This is a genomic window from Cupriavidus sp. FW306-01-F10A (assembly GCF_058782785.1).
Window position 1 is genome coordinate 418121 of record NZ_JBYSYA010000001.1, and the last position, 17588, is coordinate 435708.

A 17588-nucleotide genomic window follows, 5' to 3' on the forward strand; every position below is an offset into this window, starting at 1 on the left:
ATTCTTGCTCCCCGGTTGCAGCCTGGAATCTGATCCAGGCCACGCTCGCGGCAGGCGGCCTCCGCCTGCCCGTCAGCGCGCAATGACAGGGCCCGGGGGCAGCCCCTTCCCCGGCGCCAGAAGAACAAGACAGTCCGGAAACCTATCCGGCCAGACAACAGGAGACATGAATGGCGCCCTTGCTATTCAAGGTGGAAGACCGCCCCCCTCGGCTGACGACGTTTTTGCTTGCGCTCCAGCATCTGCTGGCCGCCCTGGGCGGCATCATTGCGGTGCCGCTGGTCATTGGCGGTGCGCTGAAGCTGCCGCCGGACCAGGTCATTGCCCTGGTGAATGCGGCCCTGCTTGGCTCGGGCATCGTCACCATCATCCAGTGCAAGGGCATTGGCCCGGTGGGCATCCGCATGCCGTGCGTGATGGGCACCAGCTTCGCCTTTGTCGGCGCGGCCATCAGCGTGGGCGTCGAACACGGCGTGGCCGGCATCCTGGGCTCGGCGCTGGCGGGTTCGCTGGTGATGATCCTGGGCAGCTTCTTCATGCCGGCGATCCGCAAGCTGTTTCCGCATACCGTCACCAGCGTGGTGGTCACCATGATCGGCCTGTCGCTGATTCCGGTGGCCATCGACTGGGCCGCAGGCGGCCAGGGCAGCAGCCGCTATGGCGCCCCCGGCAACCTGGCGATTGCCGTCGCGGTGCTGGCGCTGGTGGTCGCGGTGGTGCAGTGGGGCAAGGGCATGCTGTCGGCCTCGGCCATTGTGGTCGGCATTGCCGGCGGCTACCTGCTCTGCCTGGCACTGGGCCTGGTCGACTTCACTCAGTTTCACCAGGCGCCGATCATCGCGGTGCCGCAGCCGCTGCACTTCGGGATGTCGTTCCCGGTCTCCGGCATCGTCGCCATGTCGATCGCTTACCTGGTGACCATCGTCGAATCCACGGGCACGTTCATGGCACTGGGCGCGGCCACGCAGCGGCCGATTTCCGGTAAATGCCTGTCGCGCGGCATCCTGTGCGATGGCTTTGGCTCGGCCTTTGCGGCACTGGTGTCGAGCCCGCCGCTGTCCACCTTTGCGCAGAACGTCGGCGTGGTTTCGCTGACCGGCGTGGCCAGCCGCCATGTGGTCGCGCTGACCGGCGTCATGCTGCTGCTGGCGGGGCTGTTCCCGGTGCTGGGCGCGCTGGTGGTGACGATTCCGCAGCCGGTGCTGGGCGGCGCCGGCCTGATGATGTTCGCGATGATCGTGTCGGGCGGGATCCAGATGCTCAGCACCGTCAAGTTCACGCAGCGCAATACCCTGATCGTGGCCGTGTCGATCGGCTGCGGCCTGGCGGTGACATTCCGCCCGGAACTGCTGTCCAAGCTGCCTGCCTTCGTCCATGAAGTGTTTGGCTCCGGCATCACGGTGGGCTCGCTGTCGGCGGTGATCCTCAACCTGCTGCTGCCCGGCGGCAAGGACGAGCCGGCTGAAGAAGCCGGCCACGGCACCGTCGGCGAGGCTGCCTGAGCGGCCTGCCTTGAAACCCGCGGGCGCGCGCGCTAGCGTGCGCCGCCTCGCGCGGCCGCCCCGCCCCCTGGCGCTGGCGCCTTCAGCAGCGGGTAGGGATTGATCGCCCCGCCCGCGGTGTAGACGCCATAGTGCAGGTGGGGCGGCGTGCCCCGCGCATTGCCGCTTGTGCCGACATAGCCCAGCACCGTGCCGGGCACAATCACGTCGCCGGCACGCACGCCGGCGTAGTCGTCCAGATGGGCGTAGTAATGCAGCTGGCGCCCGGGCCCCATCACCCACACCACCTTCCCGCCCAGCTTGTTGGTGCCCACGCGCGTGACAATGCCCTCGGTAGCCGACACCACCGGGCGGCCGCGCGGCGCAAAGATATCGATGCCCTCATGCTTGCGTCCGCCGGAGCGCGCGCCGTGCCAGGTATCGCGCAGCGCCCCCGGGACAATGCCCTCGACCGGCACCGGCAATGCCACCGGCGCGGGGCGGACCGAGAGCCGGGCCACGTAGATCGCGCGTTCGATTGGCGGCCGCAACCAGGGCCAGGCGAGCCAGATCAGGCAGATGCTCACCACCAGCCAGATCAGGCCGGCGAATGCGCGGGGACGGGAAGACAGACGGGAGGCATGCATATGCCTTCGACGGCAGCCAGCCCCGCAAATTCCCCGTCAGGCGCGCCTGCGCGCCACATCAAGCGGCCCCGGCACCACTTTCGCAAGCATTTTCCGGTCGAACCATACGCGCTGGCGCCGGTCATACCCTGACTGTTTTCACTGCAATGAGGAGAAGCAATGGATTGTCCGGTGTGCCCGCAAACGCAACTCGTGATGTCCGAACGCCAGGGCATCGAGATCGATTACTGCCCGAAATGCCGCGGTGTCTGGCTGGACCGCGGCGAACTCGACAAGATCCTTGAGCGCTCCGTGGCAACCGCCCCCGCGCAGCAGGCGGCGCCGATGCAGCAAATGCCGCAGCAAACCCAACCCCCGCGACAGGAATACCAGCGCGGCCATGGCGACCGCGACCGGTACTATGAGCGCGAGCAGAAGCACTATAAGAAGAAGAGCATCTGGCACGAGCTGTTCGACTGATGCTGACTTGCCAGTGAGCAAGGGCGACGCAAGGTCGCCCTTTTTTGTTGCCGGCCGCAATCGCCAACCGCTATAACCCTGCGGCCAATCCATCTCCACGTGGATCCGTGGCGCCATACATCACGCCTGTCACTGGATCGATCAGGATGGCGCCCGCGTGGCCCATCGTGTCCGTGAACGCTTCCACGCGCCTGACCGGATGCCCGCGGCGAGCCAACTCGGAGGTCACGGCCTCCGGCACGCGGCCTTCAATCTTGAGGTCGTTCGACGACACGCCCCAGGTCCGCCCATACAGCCAGCGCGGCGCATTGACGGCATCTTGCGGCGACATGCCGAAATCCACGATCCGCGTCACCAGCGCGGCCTGCGTTTGCGGCTGCCCTTCCCCGCCCATGGTGCCGTAGACCAGGAACGGTTTGCCGTCCTTCAGCAGCAGTGCCGGGTTGAGGGTATGGAAGGTGCGCTTGCCCGGCGCCAGTTGATTCACGTGCGCGGGATCGAGTGAAAAGAACGAGCCGCGGTTCTGCAGCAGCACGCCGGTGCCCTTGGGTACGATGCCGGAACCGAAGTCGTGATACACGCTCTGGATCATCGACACCACGTTGCCGTCCTTGTCGGCGGTGCCGAACCACACGGTGTCGCCGTGCGGGTCCATCGGCTTCACGTCCATGCCGGCCCGCAGCATGCTGATGCGCCCCGACTGCACCTGCCCGTGCTGCGGCGACAGCAGCCGCGCCAGCGGGATCTGCACGAAATCCGGATCGGCCAGGTAGCGGTCGCGATCGGCAAAGGCCTGCTTGGTCGCCTCCACCAGCACGTGATAGTAGTCGGCCGTGCCTTCGCCGAGGGCGCGCACGTCGCGCTTGTCCAGGATGTTCAGGATCTCCAGCGAGGCAAAGCCTTGCGTGTTGGGCGGAAAGTTGACGGCCTGGTAGCCGCGGTAGTTCACGGTAATAGGCTGCACCCAGTCGGCGCGATGGCGGGCAAAGTCACCGTAGGTCAGCATGCCGCCGTGTGCCTGCAGGTCGGCCACGATCTTGCGCGCGATTTCCCCCTGGTAGAACGCCTTGGCGCCGCCCGCCGCGATCTGCTGCAGCGTTCCGGCAAGGTCGGGCTGGCGCAGGGTTTCGCCAAGCCGGTAGGCAGAGCCGTCCGGCTTGAGGAATGTCTGGCGAAAGCCGTCGAAGCGCTGCAAGGCGCGGAACTCCTTGTCGGACGGATCGGTATTGATCCGGCTCCAGGTCACGAATGAAGATGAGACCGGAAAGCCCGTCTCGGCATAACGCACCGCATCGGCCAGCAGATCCGGCCAGGGCAGGCTGCGGCCCATGCCCTGGCGCGCGTACTGGTACGCCGCCTCCCAGCCGGCAACGGTGCCGGGCACGGTGTTGGCCGACAGGTAACCGCGGGCGGGGATCTTGTCCAGGCCTTTGCCTTGGTAGAAGGCGATACTGGCCTGCTCGCCGGCGCGGCCGCTGGCATTGAGCGCGCGCACCTCGCGGGTTCTGGCGTTGTAGATCAGCCAGAAGGCATCGCCGCCGATGGAGTTCATATGCGGGTAGACCACGGCGATGGTCGCAGCCACGGCGATGGCAGCATCGACCGCATTGCCGCCGCGCGCAAGCACGCGCAGCCCCGCCTGCGTGGCCAGGCGGTTGGACGACGTCACCATGCCGCCGGTGGCCATCGGGTTGACGCAGGCTGAAGGTGTATCGCAGTACTTGCCGCTCACATCGAAAGCCCACGCCGGCGCAGCCGGCAGGATGAGCGCGGCCAGCAAGCCGGCCCGGCGCAGTCGGGTGGAAAGTCGTATGCGGTGCATTGCAGGCTCCGTTGGTAACACAGCGAAGGGGGCATGCCGGACGCTGGGCAACCTGCATGCGTGGTAGAGCGGATTGCCCGGATTGCCTATGGGGCGAGCGCAAGTTAGCCTGCGGCAAATAATCTGGCTAACGGCAAAGTCGCATCCGGTATCGCCAATCGGACATCAGCAGCGGCATCGCCCACAGCGCCTACGGACACCGCATGCCTGCCCACGACCACGGCCTGCGCGCACTCGCGCGGCTGCCTCGCCCGCTATATGGCCATGTCGAAGCCCTGCCCAACCGCATACTGGGCTACCGCCACCGGCATCCGTGGTGCCAGTTCGCCTATGCCCTGGAGGGTGTGCTGGAGGTGCTGACCGACAGCGGGCGCTTTGTGGCACCGCCGCAGTGGGCGGTCTGGATTCCGTCCGGCATGCAGCACCGCGTGCGCTGCGCTGCCGGCACGCGCGTCCGCAGCCTTTACCTGGACAACGGGGTTTGCACGGCGGCCTCGGGCCGCTGCCGTGTGCTCACGGTAAGTCCGCTGCTGCGCGAGCTGATCCGGGCCTTCAGCTACCTGCCCGCCGAATACGATGAGCACAGCGCCGACGGCCGCCTGGCGCGCGTGCTGCTGGACCAGCTCGGCGCCGCGCCGGAAGTGGAACTCATGCTGCCGCTGCCTGCCGACCCGCGCCTGCGGCTGGTCTGCAACGGCCTGCAGCGCCACGCGGACCGCGATACCAGCCTGGCTGCGTGGAGCGCCCGCCTGGCGGTGTCGGACAAGACCTTGACCCGGCTGTTCCTGCGCGAAACCGGGCTGACCTTCCGCGCCTGGCGGCAGCGCCTGCGCCTGCTCGACGCGGTCCCGCGGCTGGAGCGCGGCGAGGCCGTGACCGACGTTGCCCTGGATTGCGGCTATGACTCGCTGTCGGCGTTTATCGCGGCATTCCGCCGGCTGTACAACATGACCCCGGGCGAGCTGTCCCGCGCGAACCGGATCGGCACAAGCGGGGCGTAGCACACTGCCGTCACGCCGCCTTGCGCCTGCGCCGTGACGCTTCCGCGGCAGCATCGCGCAGCTCTGGCGGCAACGCGCGCAGTTCGGCTGTGAAGAAGGCACGCTCGGCCGGCCGCAGCGCCGGCAGCTGGGCGGCCAGCCGCTCCACCGCGGCACACGCTATGGCGGTAGCGCCTTGCTCGTGGGTGAGGTACCAGGCCGATTCGAGCAGCAGGTTGGCCAGCTGCAACGGCCCCAGCCTGACGTGGCCGGCGTCATGGTCTTCCAGCGCGAACGCAGCCACGGCGGACCAGCGCACGAAGCCCTTGGCCGGTGCGAACGGCGCGTGGAACGGCCGCAGTGCGTCGACAGCGTCGGCAACGGACAGCGGGCGCTGGCGGCGGAACGCGGCCATGCTGTCGTTGGCCCTGGCTGGCCGGTCGGATGGCGGGGTATCGGGCCCGCAGCTGCCGCGTGCGATGCGCAGCAGGAAGATCGCGTTCCACGCCGTGCCGCCGCCCACGCCGAACCGGTCGCAGATCCACTCCGACAAGCCCAGCCAGCGCATCGCCTGCCGCTGCACCGCGCTGGCGGACAAGGTGCGCGCGGCATCGACCAGGCCGTGCTGCCAGAACAGCCACAGGCACAGGCCGATATTGGCCGCGGCATGCTGCACGGCGTCGACGGAATCGGCCTCGTAGGCGGCCTGCAGCGCGCCGGCGAAGGTATCCAGCGCCAGCTGCGCGGCCCGCGCCGTGCCGGCATGCCCGGCGCGCATGGCATCGGCCTTGTGCAGCAGCGCTTCCAGGTTCAGCACTTCAAAGCGCACGCGCGGGTTGTAGCGCACCACCAGGCGCAGTTCCGGATCGGACTGCAGCCCTTCCAGGCCGGCACGCGCGCCGTCGCTGTCACCGCGGGTATAGCGTTCCCAGGCCCGCACGATATGCGCCATGGCGCAGAACGCGGGCGTCGCCGCGCCGGCCTCGGCCGCCTGCACCAGGCGGTCGACACGCCTGAGTGCCGCCCGGCTCTGATCGAGGCGGCCGCAGCGGCGCCACGCCAGGCTTTCCTTGAGCAATGACAGCGCTTGCTGGAAACCGTCGCCGGCACTGCGGCCTGCCGCGCGGAAGGACTCGGCCACGGCTGAGCCGTGCATGCCTGCGTGGCCGTCCTGCGCGCCGCGCATGGCCTGGGTCAGCTCGCTCCAGAAGGCCATGTCGCGCATCACGTAGCCGACGCCGTCCGGCTGGCCCGCCGGCGCCGCTTGCGGCCCCGTGGGAAAGCCAAGGCGGCGGGCCAGCGCGGCCGGGCCCAGCGTGCGCCCGTCCGCCACAAAGCGCAGGCGCCGCGCGCTCGCTGCCGTGATCCAGAACGGCCCGCGGCTGCGCTGCGCCGGATTGGCCGCGGCCGGGTCGCGCTGGCGGTCGGCCCCCCATCCGACCGCCACCTGCCAGCGCGCAAAGTCCGCAAACGCGCGCGACACCAGCATGCGCAGGTTGGCCGCCGTCGGGAAGGCGCTGCGCACCACTGCCGCGGCGACACCGCCCTCCCCGGTGCGATGCGCATGCCAGATGCGCGCCAGCAGCCAGACCGACTGGTAGCGCGCGGGTTGGCCGTCGACCCGGTACGGGGCCGACACGTCGATACGGATCGGGGCAGGCGTGGCTGGCATCAGGTAGTCAGGGATCGAGTGAAAAGCGCTGGTGGCGCCCGTCATGTTACGCAAGTTACAGCCAGCGCGGTTGGCCTTATCCGGACGCTCTCCTATGCTGCGCACCACGGTCCGGGCCCGGATTGCCATCCCCTCAACTCTTCTGCAAGGCCATGAACAGACATCTTGCTCGTCTGCTGACACCGATGGCGATCGGCTTCGGCCTGCTTGCCTCCACCCTGCCCGCCCTGGCGGCACCGAAAGAAGTCCCGCTGGATGCCGCGGCGCTGTTCCGCCAGGCCGATACCACCGGCACCATGGTGATCTACGACCTGCGGCGCGACCGCATGCTGACCTACAACAAGCCGCGTGCGGCCACGCAGTACTCGCCGGCGTCGACCTTCAAGATCCTGAACTCGATGATCGGCCTGGAGAGCGGTGCCGTGGCCGACGTCGACCATGACAAGCTGCCGTGGGACGGCAAGGTCTGGCTGGTCGGCGGCAAGGCTGTCCTGCCCGACGCCTGCAACGCTGACGTGCCGCTGCGCGTCGCCTTCCCCAACTCCTGCGTGCCGGCCTACCAGGCGCTGGCGCGGCGGGTTGGCAGCGCGGCCTACCAGCGCTACCTGACCGCATCGCACTATGGCAATGCCAACAGCTCCGGCCAGGTCGACCGCTTCTGGCTGAACGGCACGCTGCAGATCTCCGCCTACCAGCAGATCGACTTCCTGAAGGGCGTGGTACAGCGCACGCTGCCGTTCTCGCCAACCACCTTCAAGGCCGTGGACGACATCACGGTGATGGAGCGCACCGCCGGCTACACCCTGCATGCCAAGACCGGCTGGGCCGATTCGGCCAAGCCCGCAGTGGGGTGGCTGGTGGGCTGGGTTGAGCGTGGCGACGACGACTACCTGTTTGCGCTCAATCTCGACCTGGTGCGGCCCGAACACGCCAAGGCGCGCATGGAGATTGCGCGCGCGGCGCTGCGGCAGGCGGGGGCGTTACCGGATTGACGCTGCCGAAGGCGGCCGCCGCACACGCGGCCGCCTGCAGTCACTGCCCTCGGACATTTCACACAGGCAATTTCTCCCCCGTATTTCAGATCCGTCTGATTTACCTGCCGACCCCGGATCGATAGCTTTGGCCGGTCGGCATTTCCCACCGCGTCGCCCGACGCAACCATTCCGTAGTGGGATCTGCCCGACGCCCGTATGCAACGGGACAGCCAGACCTTTCCCACAATCCGGAGGTGAAATCCAATGAGAAAAATAGCAATGCCGGCAGCCCTGCTGTCGGCCATCGCGCTGCTGGCCGCCTGTGGCGGCGGCGCGGACGACGCAACGACCACACCGGCGGCACAAACGCCACCGTCCGAAAATAATCCGGCACCGGCGCCTGCACCAAAGCCTGAGCCCTCGCCCGAAGCAGCACCGCAACCTGCGCCCACTGGCGAGCTGCCGCCGAGCCTGAGCGCACCGCAACCGGGCTCGACGGCAGCGGTCGGCAATGGCAGCGAAGGTCTCTGGGTCGGCCTCATGAACGCCACGCTGGTCGACAACAGCGGGAAGTTCGTGCACGCGAGACTGACGGGCGTGCTGGCAGGCGCGTTCCAGTTTTCTGGCTCGGCCTGGACGCTGGGCCCCGGCACGCTGTACGAAACCGGCTTTGCCTACCCGGCCACCGGGGCCGGCACCATTACCCCGGGGCAGCGCTTTGACGGCAATTTCGTCGCCACGCCAGGCAACCCTATCAATTTGCTATCCGGTACCTATGATCCGTCCAACGCGCTAGCCGTGGACCAGGCTGCCATCGCCGGCAACTGGAAGCAAGACGGCTTTGCCATGCAGATCGATGACGCGGGCAACGTCACCGGTACCTATACCAGCGGCACCCGCATTTGCGACCTGCAGGGCACGGCAACGCTTGCCACCCCGGGATCGGCCAAGAACCTGTATGCGGTCAGGATCGTAGCCGAAAACTCCATGCAGCCGGGCAGCACCGGCTGCGCGCTGTCGACCGGCGTGCCGCACAACGGCTTTGCCGCGATCCGCCTGATGCCGGCCGACGGCAGCATCATCGTGAGCAGCAGCACGCGCTATGCACGCACGCTGGTGATGGCCGCCAGCACCGGGACCGGCGGGTACTTCACCATGCAGATGTCCAAACAATAAGCCCGCCCCCCGCAACGCCCCGGGCGGTCCTCCTGCGGGCGGACCGCCGCTACCTTCTTCCTTCCGAGCCACGGCAGTGGCCTCACCATCACCTGACACCCAGGCGTCGCATCCGCCCTCCGGGTTTCCCCGCGGTTGAGTTCTGTGCTCGCATATCATTTAATTCAACGTGAATTAATTAATAGCGGACGGAGGCAAGATGACCGCATCCAAAGCGGGCCGTGGCGTGAATTCCGCCAGCCTGCGCCTGTACAACGAACGTGCGCTGCTGCTGGCGCTGCGCCGTGCCGGCGAGGCCTCCAAGGCTGACCTGGCGCGCATGGCGCAACTGACCAATACGGCGGTGGGCAGCATCGTGCAGACCCTGTCCGAGGAAGGCCTGGTCGAGCAGTCCGGACGCCGCACGGAAGGCCAGCGCGGCCAGCCCGCCAGCCTGATCCGGCTGCAGCCCAAGGGCGCCTTCGGCATTGGCGTGCGGCTGGACCGCGGCAGCATCGAGGTGGTGATGGTGGACTTTGCCGGCCATATCCTGGCCAGCCGCGCCCACCAGCTGGTCCTGCCCCACCCTGACCAGGCGCTGGAAATGGTGCGGCACGATATTGCCGAGCTGCGCGCCCTGCTCACCCCCGCCGAACAGAAGCGCCTGCTGGGCATCGGCGTGGCGCAGCCCTATAACCTGGGTGCCTGGCTGCGCGAGCTGGACGTGCAGGGCGAAGCCTTCCAGGCAAGCTTCCGTGCCTGGGACCAGGCTGACTTCCCGGCAATGCTCAACGCCGCCACCGGCTTGCCGGTCTTCGGCGAGAACGACGGCACCGCCGCCGCGGTGGCCGAGCTGTTCTACGGGCGCCACCATGCCCAGCATTTCCTCTATGTCTTCCTTGGCCCCGCCATCGGCGGCGGCGTGGTGCTCAATGGCGACTGCGTGCGCGGTGTCTCCGGCAATGCCGGCGATATCGCGATGATCCCGGTGCCGCCCAGCACCCTGCCCTCCGCGCCGGTTGCCACCGGCACCGGCAAGCGGCGCGACATCCTGATCTCGCGCGCGTCGCTCAACGCCCTGACCCGCCACCTGCGCTACCACGGCGTGGTGGTCAACGGCCATGCCGACCTGCAGCGCCAGGTAGAGCTGGGCCACCCCGCGGTCGAGGAATGGATTGCCGACTGCGTCGATGCGCTGGCGCCGGCGCTGCAGTCCGCCCTCGCCGTGCTCGACGTGCCGCTGGTGATCTTCGATGCCGATATCGACGGCGGCCTGGTCGCCACGCTGATCGCGCGCCTGCAGCAGGCGCTGGATGAAAGCGCCCCCGAAGCCCGCGCGCCCGCCACCGTGGTGCGCGGCTGCTTTGGCGCCAACGCCGGCGCGGTGGGTGCCGCGTCGCTGCCGATGTTCATGAACTTCTCGCCACGCGCCGAGCTGCTACGGGGTGCGTCTGCCATCGTTCCGGAGGCCAGCCATGCCATTGTCTGAAGCACCGCGTACCTCGCCCATGCCAGCGCACCTGCATGGCGGCCATGCGGGCCCAGCGCCGCTGCTCGAGCTGCGCAATATCTCCAAGACCTTCCCCGGCGTGAAGGCGCTCAGCAACATGGAGCTGACCGTCTACGCCGGCGAAGTCCATGCCCTGATGGGCGAGAATGGCGCCGGCAAATCCACGCTGATGAAGATCCTGTCCGGCGCCTATATCGCCGACCCGGGCGGCGAGTGCCGCATCGACGGCAAGCCGGTGGCCGTCGACGGCCCGGCCGCCGCGCGCGCCCACGGCGTGGCCGTGATCTACCAGGAGCTGAGCCTGGCGCCCAACCTGAGCGTGGCCGAGAACATCTACCTGGGCCGCCACCTGCACCACCGCGGCATGGTCGACCGCACCGCCATGGCGCGCGCCTGCGAGGCCACGCTGGCCCGGCTGGGCGCGGACTTCACGCCGCAGACGCCGGTGCATACGCTGTCGATCGCGCAGCGCCAGCTGGTGGAGATCGCGCGCGCGGTGCATTTCGAGACCCGCATCCTGGTGATGGACGAGCCCACCACGCCGCTGTCCACCCGCGAGACCGACCGCCTGTTCGCGCTGATCCGCCAGCTGCGCGCCGAAGGCATGGCCATCATCTATATCAGCCACCGCATGGCGGAAATCGATGAGCTGGCCGACCGCGTCACCGTGCTGCGCGACGGCTGCTTTGTCGGCACGCTCACGCGTGAGGTTCTGACGCAGGCGGCGCTGGTCAAGATGATGGTCGGGCGCGACCTGTCCGGCTTCTACACCAAGACCCATGGCGAGGCCGCGCCGGGCGAGATCATGCTGTCGGTGCGCAATATGTCCGATGGCCGGCGCGTGCGCGGCTGCAGCTTCGACCTGCGCGCCGGCGAAGTGCTGGGCCTGGCCGGGCTGGTGGGCGCCGGGCGCACCGAGCTGGCGCGGCTGGTCTTCGGCGCCGATGCCCGCACCGATGGCGCCGTGTTCGTGGCCGGCACGCCGCTGGCCGTCACCGGCCCGCGCCAGGCGATCGATGCCGGCATTGCCTACCTGACCGAAGACCGCAAGCTGCAGGGCCTGTTCCTGGACCAGAGCGTGCACGAGAACATCAACCTGATCGTGGCCGCGCGCGATGCGCTGCGCGGCGGGCGCCTGAACCGCGCCAGCGCGCGCCAGCGCACCGCCGCGGCGATCCGCTCGCTCGGCATCCGCGTGGCGCACCCGCAAGTCAACGTGGGATCGCTGTCCGGCGGCAACCAGCAGAAGGTGATGCTGTCGCGGCTGCTGGAAACCCGGCCGCGCGTGCTGATCCTGGACGAGCCTACGCGTGGCGTGGATATCGGCGCCAAGGCCGAGATCTACCGGCTCATCAACGAGCTGGCGCGCTCCGGCGTGGCGGTGCTGATGATTTCCAGCGAACTGCCCGAGGTGGTCGGCCTGTGCGACCGCGTCCTGGTGATGCGCGAAGGCGAGCTGGCCGGCGAAGTGCCGGGCTGCGCCGATGCCGCCGCCATGCAGGAACGGATCATTGCGCTGGCGACCGGCGCCGGCGAGCAACCGCCCCCGGTCCTGCACTGAACCGCTGAATTCCCGAACAGGCCGGCACAGAACGGCCGCACCGGGGCGGCATCCCGCCTCGCAGCATCAGGAGACACTTATGCGCAATCCCCTCTCATCCACGGCCCATGGCGTCACCGCCCAGGCTTCCGCGCCGGTGGGCCACGCCACCGGCCGTGCCACCACGCAGGAACGCCTGCGCGCGCTCGGCATGCTGCCGGTGCTGGTGCTGCTCTGCCTCGGCTTCACGCTGCTGACCGAGAACTTCGCCAGCCTGCAGAACCTGTCGATCATCGCCCAGCAGGCGTCGATCAACCTGGTGCTGGCCGCGGGCATGACCTTCGTGATCCTGACCGGCGGCATCGACCTGTCGGTGGGATCGATCCTGTCGGTGTCGGCCGTGGTGGCGATGCTGGTCTCGCTGATGCCGCAACTGGCGGCGCTGAGCGTGCCGGCAGCACTGCTGTGCGGGTTGCTGTTCGGACTGGTCAACGGCGCGCTGATCGCCTTCATGAAGCTGCCGCCGTTCATCGTGACGCTGGGCAGCCTGACCGCGGTGCGCGGGCTGGCGCGGCTGGTCGGCAACGACAGCACGGTCTACAACCCCGATATCTCGTTCGCCTTTATCGGCAACGGCGACCTGCTGGGCACTCCCTGGCTGGTGGTGATTGCCGTTGCGGTGGTCGCGGTGTCGTGGCTGGTGCTGCGCCGCACAGTGCTGGGGCTGCAGATCTACGCGGTCGGCGGCAATGCCGAGGCGGCGCGCCTGTCGGGCATCAAGGTGTGGGTGGTGCTGCTGTTCGTCTATGCGGTGTCGGGCGTGCTGTCGGGGCTGGGCGGCGTGATGTCGGCGTCGCGGCTGTATGCGGCCAACGGGCTGCAGCTGGGGCAGTCCTATGAGCTGGATGCGATCGCCGCGGTGATCCTGGGCGGCACCAGCTTTGTCGGCGGGGTGGGATCGATTGCCGGCACGCTGGTGGGGGCGCTGATCATCGCGGTGCTGTCCAACGGGCTGATCCTGCTGGGCGTGTCGGATATCTGGCAATACATCATCAAGGGCCTGGTGATCATCGGCGCGGTCGCGCTCGACCGCTATCGGCAGAAGGGCTCGGCCCGTACCTGAGCTGCGGCCGCACAGGAGACAGACCGTGATCCAACCCATCCTCAAAGCCCTTGCCGCGAGCGCGCTGGCAGCGCTGTGCGCGGTGCCGGCCCTGGCACAAGCGCCCGCGCAGACCGCGCCGGCTTCAGATGTCCAGTCCGTGCAGCGCCCGCTCAAGAAGGTCGGCGTGACCCTGGGCTCGCTGGGCAACCCGTATTTTGTCGCACTGGCCCGCGGTGCCGAGGCCGCGGCCCTGCAGGCCAACCCGAAGGCAACGGTCACCGTGCTGTCGGCGGACTACGACCTGAACAAGCAGTTCATGCACATCGACAGCTTTATCGTCGCCGGCGTCGACCTGATCCTGATCAACGCCGCCGACGCCCGCGCCATCGAGCCGGCGGTACGCAAGGCGCGCAAGGCCGGCATCGTGGTGGTGGCGGTCGATGTGGCCGCCGCCGGCGCCGATGCCACCGTGCAGACCGACAACACCCAGGCCGGCGAACTCGCCTGCGGCTTTATCGCCGACCGGCTCAAGGGCCGCGGCAACGTCATCATCCAGAACGGCCCGCCCGTATCGGCGGTGCTGGACCGGGTCAAGGGTTGCAAGACCGTGCTGGCGCGCCACCCCGATATCCGCATCCTGTCCGACGACCAGGATGCCAAGGGCTCCCGCGAAGGCGGGCTGAACGTAATGCAGCTGTACCTGACGCGCTTTCCCAAGGTGGATGCGGTCTTCACCATCAACGACCCGCAGGCCGTGGGCGCGGACCTGGCCGCGCGCCAGCTCAACCGCCGCGGCATCGTGATTGCCTCGGTCGACGGCGCGCCTGACATCGAGGCGGCACTGAAGGCCGACACGCTGGTGCAGGCCTCGGCCAGCCAGGACCCGTGGGCCATTGCCCGCACCGCTGTGCAACTGGGCGTGGGCATGATGAACGGCCAGCGCCCGCCCAACCCGACCGTGCTGCTGCCGTCCACGCTGGTGACGCGTGCCAATGTCGGCCAGTACAAGGGCTGGGCCGCGCCGCGGTAAGCGGCACGGCCGGTCCCTCCACCCTCCTTTCTATTTGCTGATCCATGATGGCTAGCCCCCCTGCCGGCGCTCCGGCACCTGAACCTGCCCCGGAGTTCGATTTCGTACTGTTCGGCGCCACCGGCGACCTGGCGCGGCGCAAGCTGCTGCCGGCGCTGTTCGATGCCCACGCCGCCGGTTCGCTGCATCCGCGCGGGCGCATCCTGGCATTGGGCAGCCAGCCGCTGTCGCATGACGCCTACCTGGCGATGCTAAACGACGAAGTACTGCCAGCGCTGGCCGGCAACGCCGCGGCCGCAGCGTGGCAGGGTTTTCTCGACCGCATCGTGTACCTGCAGGTCGATGCCAACGCCGATGCCGGCTTCGATGCGCTGGCCGAGCTGGTCAATGCGCGCGCGGCGCCGGTGGTGGTGTTCTACCTGGCCACGGCCCCGCACCTGTTCGTCACCATCTGCGAGCAGCTGGCGCGCGTGGGCCTGACCGGCCAGCGCAGCCGCATCGTGCTGGAAAAACCGCTCGGGCACGACCTGGCCTCGTCCGAGGCCATCAACGCCGAAGTGGCGCGGCACTTTGCCGAGGACCAGATCTACCGGATCGACCACTACCTGGGCAAGGAGTCGGTGCAGAACCTGATGGCGGTGCGCTTTGGCAACGTACTGTTCGAGCCGCTGTGGCGGCGCGAATGGGTGCGCCAGGTGCAGATCACCATCGCCGAAGAGCTGGGCGTGGAGCGCCGCGGCAACTTCTACGACGGCATCGGCGCGCTGCGCGACATGGTGCAGAACCACCTGCTGCAGTTGCTGTGCATGGTCGCGATGGAGCCGCCCACGAGCCTGTCGGAAGACGCCATCCGCGACGAGAAGCTCAAGATCCTGAAGGCGCTGCGGCCGATCCGGCCGGAAGACGTTGCCGAGAAGGTGGTGCGTGGCCAGTACTCCCGTGGCGCCGCGGGCGGCGACCCGGTGCCCGGCTATGCCAGTGAACCCGGCATCGCGCCCGACAGCCGCACCGAGACCTTCGTTGCCATCCGCGCCGAGATCGCCAACTGGCGCTGGGCCGGGGTGCCGTTCTACCTGCGCACCGGCAAGCGCATGCAGTCGCGCGTGGCGGAGATCGTGATCCATTTCCACGACGTGCCCTACCCGCTGTTCCCGCACCCGCTGGGGATCATGTCCGGCAACCGGCTGGTGATCACGCTGCAGCCCGAGGAAAGCATCCGGCTGTATTTCCTGACCAAGCAGCCGGGCGACACGCAGGCGCTGATTCCCGCGTCCCTCGACCTGCAGCTGAACACTGCCGCCCCACGTGTACGGCGCGTGGGCGCGTACGAGCGCCTGCTGCTCGACGTGATCCGCGGCCGGCTGGGCCTGTTCGTGCGGCGCGATGAGCAGGTGCAGGCGTGGCGCTGGGTCGCGCCCATCCTGAAGACGTGGGAGAACTCGCCCACGCCGCCCAAGCCTTACACCGCCGGCACCTGGGGCCCGGCGGCCTCCAGTGCCCTGCTGTCGCGAGACGGCATGGCCTGGCATGAAGAGATGTAGCACACGTATCGCGGAGTATCCGACATGACCACTTCCCTACCCGCCTGGCAAGCCCTGCGCGCGCACGCCGACACCCTGCGCGGCACCCATATGCGCGACTGGTTCGACGGCCCGCGCGGCCCGCTGCGCGCCGAGCGCTTCAGCGCCGAAGCCTGCGGCCTGACACTGGACTACGCCAAGAACCGCATCACCGACGAAACGCTGGCGTTGCTGTTCACCCTGGCTGGCCAGGCACGCGTGGCCGAGCGGCGCGACGCCATGTTCGGCGGCGAACCGGTCAACACCACCGAGCACCGCGCCGCACTGCATATCGCGCTGCGCGCCTATCCGGAGGATGGCTATCGCGCGCTCGGCGTGCCCGTGGGCGCGGACGTCGCCGCGGTGTTGGCACAGATCGAGCGCTTTGCCGGCGCGGTGCGCAGTGGCGCCTGGACCGGCTTCGATGGCCGCGCGATCACCGACATCGTCAATATCGGCATCGGCGGCTCGGACCTGGGCCCGCGCATGGTCTGCCGCGCGCTGGGCGATGCGCAAACCACCGGTCCGCGCATGCACTTTGTCGCCAATGTCGACGGCAGCGATCTGGCACGCACGCTGTCCGGGCTGGATGCCGCCACCACACTGGTGATCGTCTGCTCCAAGACCTTCACCACGCTGGAGACCATGGCCAACGCCTGCACCGCGCGCGACTGGTTCCTGCAGCAAGGCGTGACCCGCGCCGGACTGGCGCGGCATTTCGTGGCGGTGTCGACCAACCGCGATGCGGTGGCCGAATTCGGCATCGACCCGGCCAATATGTTCCCGTTCTGGGACTGGGTGGGCGGGCGCTTCTCGCTGTGGTCGGCGGTGGGGTTGTCGATTGCCGTGGCCATCGGCTTCGGGCGCTTCCGCCAATTGCTGGACGGCGCGCGCGCGATGGACCTGCATTTCGCCAGCGCACCGCCCGAGCGCAACCTGCCGATGATCCTGGGCCTGCTCGATGTCTGGTACCGCAGCTTCCTCGGTGCCGGCAGCCGCTGCGTGGCGCCCTACTGCGAGCCGCTGGAACTGCTGCCGGCCTTCCTTCAGCAACTGGAAATGGAGAGCAACGGCAAGTCCGTGCGGCTTGACGGCGGCGCGCTCGATGCGGGCTCGGCCGCGGTGGTGTGGGGCACCACCGGCACCAACGGCCAGCACGCCTACTTCCAGATGATGCACCAGGGCTCGCAGCTGGTTCCAGTAGACTTCATCGCCACGCTGGAACCCGTGAGCGACTTGCCCGGCCACCATACCAAGCTGCTGGCCAACTGCTTTGCGCAGGGCGAAGCGCTGCTGCGCGGGCGCACCGCCGACGAAGTGCGCGCCGAAGGCGTGCGCGACGAAGCGCTGGTGCCGCACCTGGTATTCGAGGGCAACCGGCCCAGCAATACGCTGCTGCTGCAGCGGCTGGACCCGTACCACCTGGGTGCGCTGCTGGCGCTGTCGGAACACCGCACCTTCGTGCAGGGTGCGCTGTGGCAGATCAATTCGTTTGACCAGTGGGGCGTGGAACTCGGCAAGAAGCTGGCCGCGCCGATCCAGCGCGAACTGGAAGGCACGGCCGGCGCCGCCGCGCATGATGCCTCGACCGCCGCACTGATCCGCCGCGCCCAGGCAGTGCGGGCAACGGCCGCAAGCTAACGCGCGGCAGACA

At 68.5% G+C, this 17588-nt stretch carries 14 protein-coding genes; 11 read left to right on the forward strand and 3 right to left on the reverse strand.

What is annotated here, in order from left to right:
• The first annotated feature begins 170 nt into the window (after positions 1–170).
• Entirely contained in the window at positions 171–1502 is a 1332-nt protein-coding gene (locus AC3WLF_RS01930; RefSeq protein ID WP_492357728.1) for a nucleobase:cation symporter-2 family protein, read from the forward strand.
• Positions 1503–1534: 32 nt separating this feature from the next.
• Here AC3WLF_RS01930 and AC3WLF_RS01935 read toward each other — a convergent pair whose 3' ends face one another.
• Positions 1535–2128 (reverse strand): M23 family metallopeptidase, encoded by a 594-nt coding sequence (locus AC3WLF_RS01935; RefSeq protein WP_492316983.1) that lies wholly within the window; start codon positions 2126–2128, stop codon positions 1535–1537.
• A 159-nt stretch (positions 2129–2287) separates the two neighbouring features.
• Here AC3WLF_RS01935 and AC3WLF_RS01940 point away from each other — a divergent pair, with 159 nt between their 5' ends.
• Positions 2288–2587: a TFIIB-type zinc ribbon-containing protein gene (locus tag AC3WLF_RS01940; RefSeq protein WP_492316982.1), complete on the forward strand. Its 300-nt coding sequence runs from the start codon at positions 2288–2290 to the stop codon at positions 2585–2587.
• 70 nt (positions 2588–2657) lie between these two features.
• Here AC3WLF_RS01940 and ggt read toward each other — a convergent pair whose 3' ends face one another.
• Positions 2658–4274, reverse strand: a complete 1617-nt coding sequence (ggt, locus tag AC3WLF_RS01945) for a gamma-glutamyltransferase (protein WP_492357810.1) — start codon at positions 4272–4274, stop codon at positions 2658–2660.
• A gap of 338 nt (positions 4275–4612) precedes the next feature.
• On the opposite strand from ggt, the gene AC3WLF_RS01950 reads away from it, so the two are divergent.
• On the forward strand, positions 4613–5410 hold the full coding sequence (locus AC3WLF_RS01950; RefSeq protein WP_492357729.1) for an AraC family transcriptional regulator: 798 nt from the start codon (positions 4613–4615) through the stop codon (positions 5408–5410).
• Positions 5411–5420: 10 nt separating this feature from the next.
• Here the strand turns inward: AC3WLF_RS01950 and AC3WLF_RS01955 are convergent, their stop codons facing one another.
• Positions 5421–7061, reverse strand: a complete 1641-nt coding sequence (locus AC3WLF_RS01955) for a hypothetical protein (protein WP_492357730.1) — start codon at positions 7059–7061, stop codon at positions 5421–5423.
• 152 nt (positions 7062–7213) lie between these two features.
• Between AC3WLF_RS01955 and blaOXA the strand changes: the two genes are divergently transcribed.
• From blaOXA to pgi, 8 genes are all read left to right on the forward strand, one after another.
• The gene (gene blaOXA, locus AC3WLF_RS01960) at positions 7214–8053 is read left to right on the forward strand and encodes an OXA-1206 family carbapenem-hydrolyzing class D beta-lactamase (RefSeq protein ID WP_492316979.1); all 840 of its coding nucleotides are present in this window, start codon (positions 7214–7216) and stop codon (positions 8051–8053) included.
• 246 nt (positions 8054–8299) lie between these two features.
• A complete protein-coding gene (locus AC3WLF_RS01965; RefSeq protein ID WP_492351268.1) occupies positions 8300–9211 on the forward strand; it encodes a hypothetical protein in 912 nt (303 codons plus the stop codon).
• A gap of 199 nt (positions 9212–9410) precedes the next feature.
• Entirely contained in the window at positions 9411–10679 is a 1269-nt protein-coding gene (locus AC3WLF_RS01970) for an ROK family protein (protein WP_492357731.1), read from the forward strand.
• Positions 10680–10698: 19 nt separating this feature from the next.
• Positions 10699–12261 carry a sugar ABC transporter ATP-binding protein gene (locus AC3WLF_RS01975; protein ID WP_492357811.1) on the forward strand — a complete coding sequence of 521 codons (1563 nt, stop codon included), beginning with the start codon at positions 10699–10701 and terminating at the stop codon, positions 12259–12261.
• Positions 12262–12340: 79 nt separating this feature from the next.
• Positions 12341–13363, forward strand: coding sequence for an ABC transporter permease subunit (locus tag AC3WLF_RS01980; protein ID WP_492316976.1), 1023 nt, complete (start codon positions 12341–12343; stop codon positions 13361–13363).
• Positions 13364–13388: 25 nt separating this feature from the next.
• Positions 13389–14375, forward strand: coding sequence for an ABC transporter substrate-binding protein (locus AC3WLF_RS01985; RefSeq protein WP_492357732.1), 987 nt, complete (start codon positions 13389–13391; stop codon positions 14373–14375).
• Between the two features lie 44 nt (positions 14376–14419).
• Positions 14420–15916 (forward strand): glucose-6-phosphate dehydrogenase, encoded by a 1497-nt coding sequence (zwf, locus tag AC3WLF_RS01990; protein ID WP_492355746.1) that lies wholly within the window; start codon positions 14420–14422, stop codon positions 15914–15916.
• 24 nt (positions 15917–15940) lie between these two features.
• Positions 15941–17575, forward strand: coding sequence for a glucose-6-phosphate isomerase (pgi, locus tag AC3WLF_RS01995; RefSeq protein ID WP_492316974.1), 1635 nt, complete (start codon positions 15941–15943; stop codon positions 17573–17575).
• Positions 17576–17588 lie beyond the last annotated feature (13 nt).

What these genes read in the sequence shown, in the direction of transcription:
- AC3WLF_RS01930 (WP_492357728.1), top strand. Translation starts at nt 171, where the DNA reads ATGGCGCCCTTGCTATTCAAGGTGGAAGACCGCCCCCCTCGGCTGACG.
- AC3WLF_RS01935 (WP_492316983.1), bottom strand. Translation starts at nt 2,128, where the DNA reads ATGCATGCCTCCCGTCTGTCTTCCCGTCCCCGCGCATTCGCCGGCCTG.
- AC3WLF_RS01940 (WP_492316982.1), top strand. Translation starts at nt 2,288, where the DNA reads ATGGATTGTCCGGTGTGCCCGCAAACGCAACTCGTGATGTCCGAACGC.
- ggt (WP_492357810.1), bottom strand. Translation starts at nt 4,274, where the DNA reads ATGGCCACCGGCGGCATGGTGACGTCGTCCAACCGCCTGGCCACGCAG.
- AC3WLF_RS01950 (WP_492357729.1), top strand. Translation starts at nt 4,613, where the DNA reads ATGCCTGCCCACGACCACGGCCTGCGCGCACTCGCGCGGCTGCCTCGC.
- AC3WLF_RS01955 (WP_492357730.1), bottom strand. Translation starts at nt 7,061, where the DNA reads ATGCCAGCCACGCCTGCCCCGATCCGTATCGACGTGTCGGCCCCGTAC.
- blaOXA (WP_492316979.1), top strand. Translation starts at nt 7,214, where the DNA reads ATGAACAGACATCTTGCTCGTCTGCTGACACCGATGGCGATCGGCTTC.
- AC3WLF_RS01965 (WP_492351268.1), top strand. Translation starts at nt 8,300, where the DNA reads ATGAGAAAAATAGCAATGCCGGCAGCCCTGCTGTCGGCCATCGCGCTG.
- AC3WLF_RS01970 (WP_492357731.1), top strand. Translation starts at nt 9,411, where the DNA reads ATGACCGCATCCAAAGCGGGCCGTGGCGTGAATTCCGCCAGCCTGCGC.
- AC3WLF_RS01975 (WP_492357811.1), top strand. Translation starts at nt 10,699, where the DNA reads ATGCCAGCGCACCTGCATGGCGGCCATGCGGGCCCAGCGCCGCTGCTC.
- AC3WLF_RS01980 (WP_492316976.1), top strand. Translation starts at nt 12,341, where the DNA reads ATGCGCAATCCCCTCTCATCCACGGCCCATGGCGTCACCGCCCAGGCT.
- zwf (WP_492355746.1), top strand. Translation starts at nt 14,420, where the DNA reads ATGATGGCTAGCCCCCCTGCCGGCGCTCCGGCACCTGAACCTGCCCCG.
- pgi (WP_492316974.1), top strand. Translation starts at nt 15,941, where the DNA reads ATGACCACTTCCCTACCCGCCTGGCAAGCCCTGCGCGCGCACGCCGAC.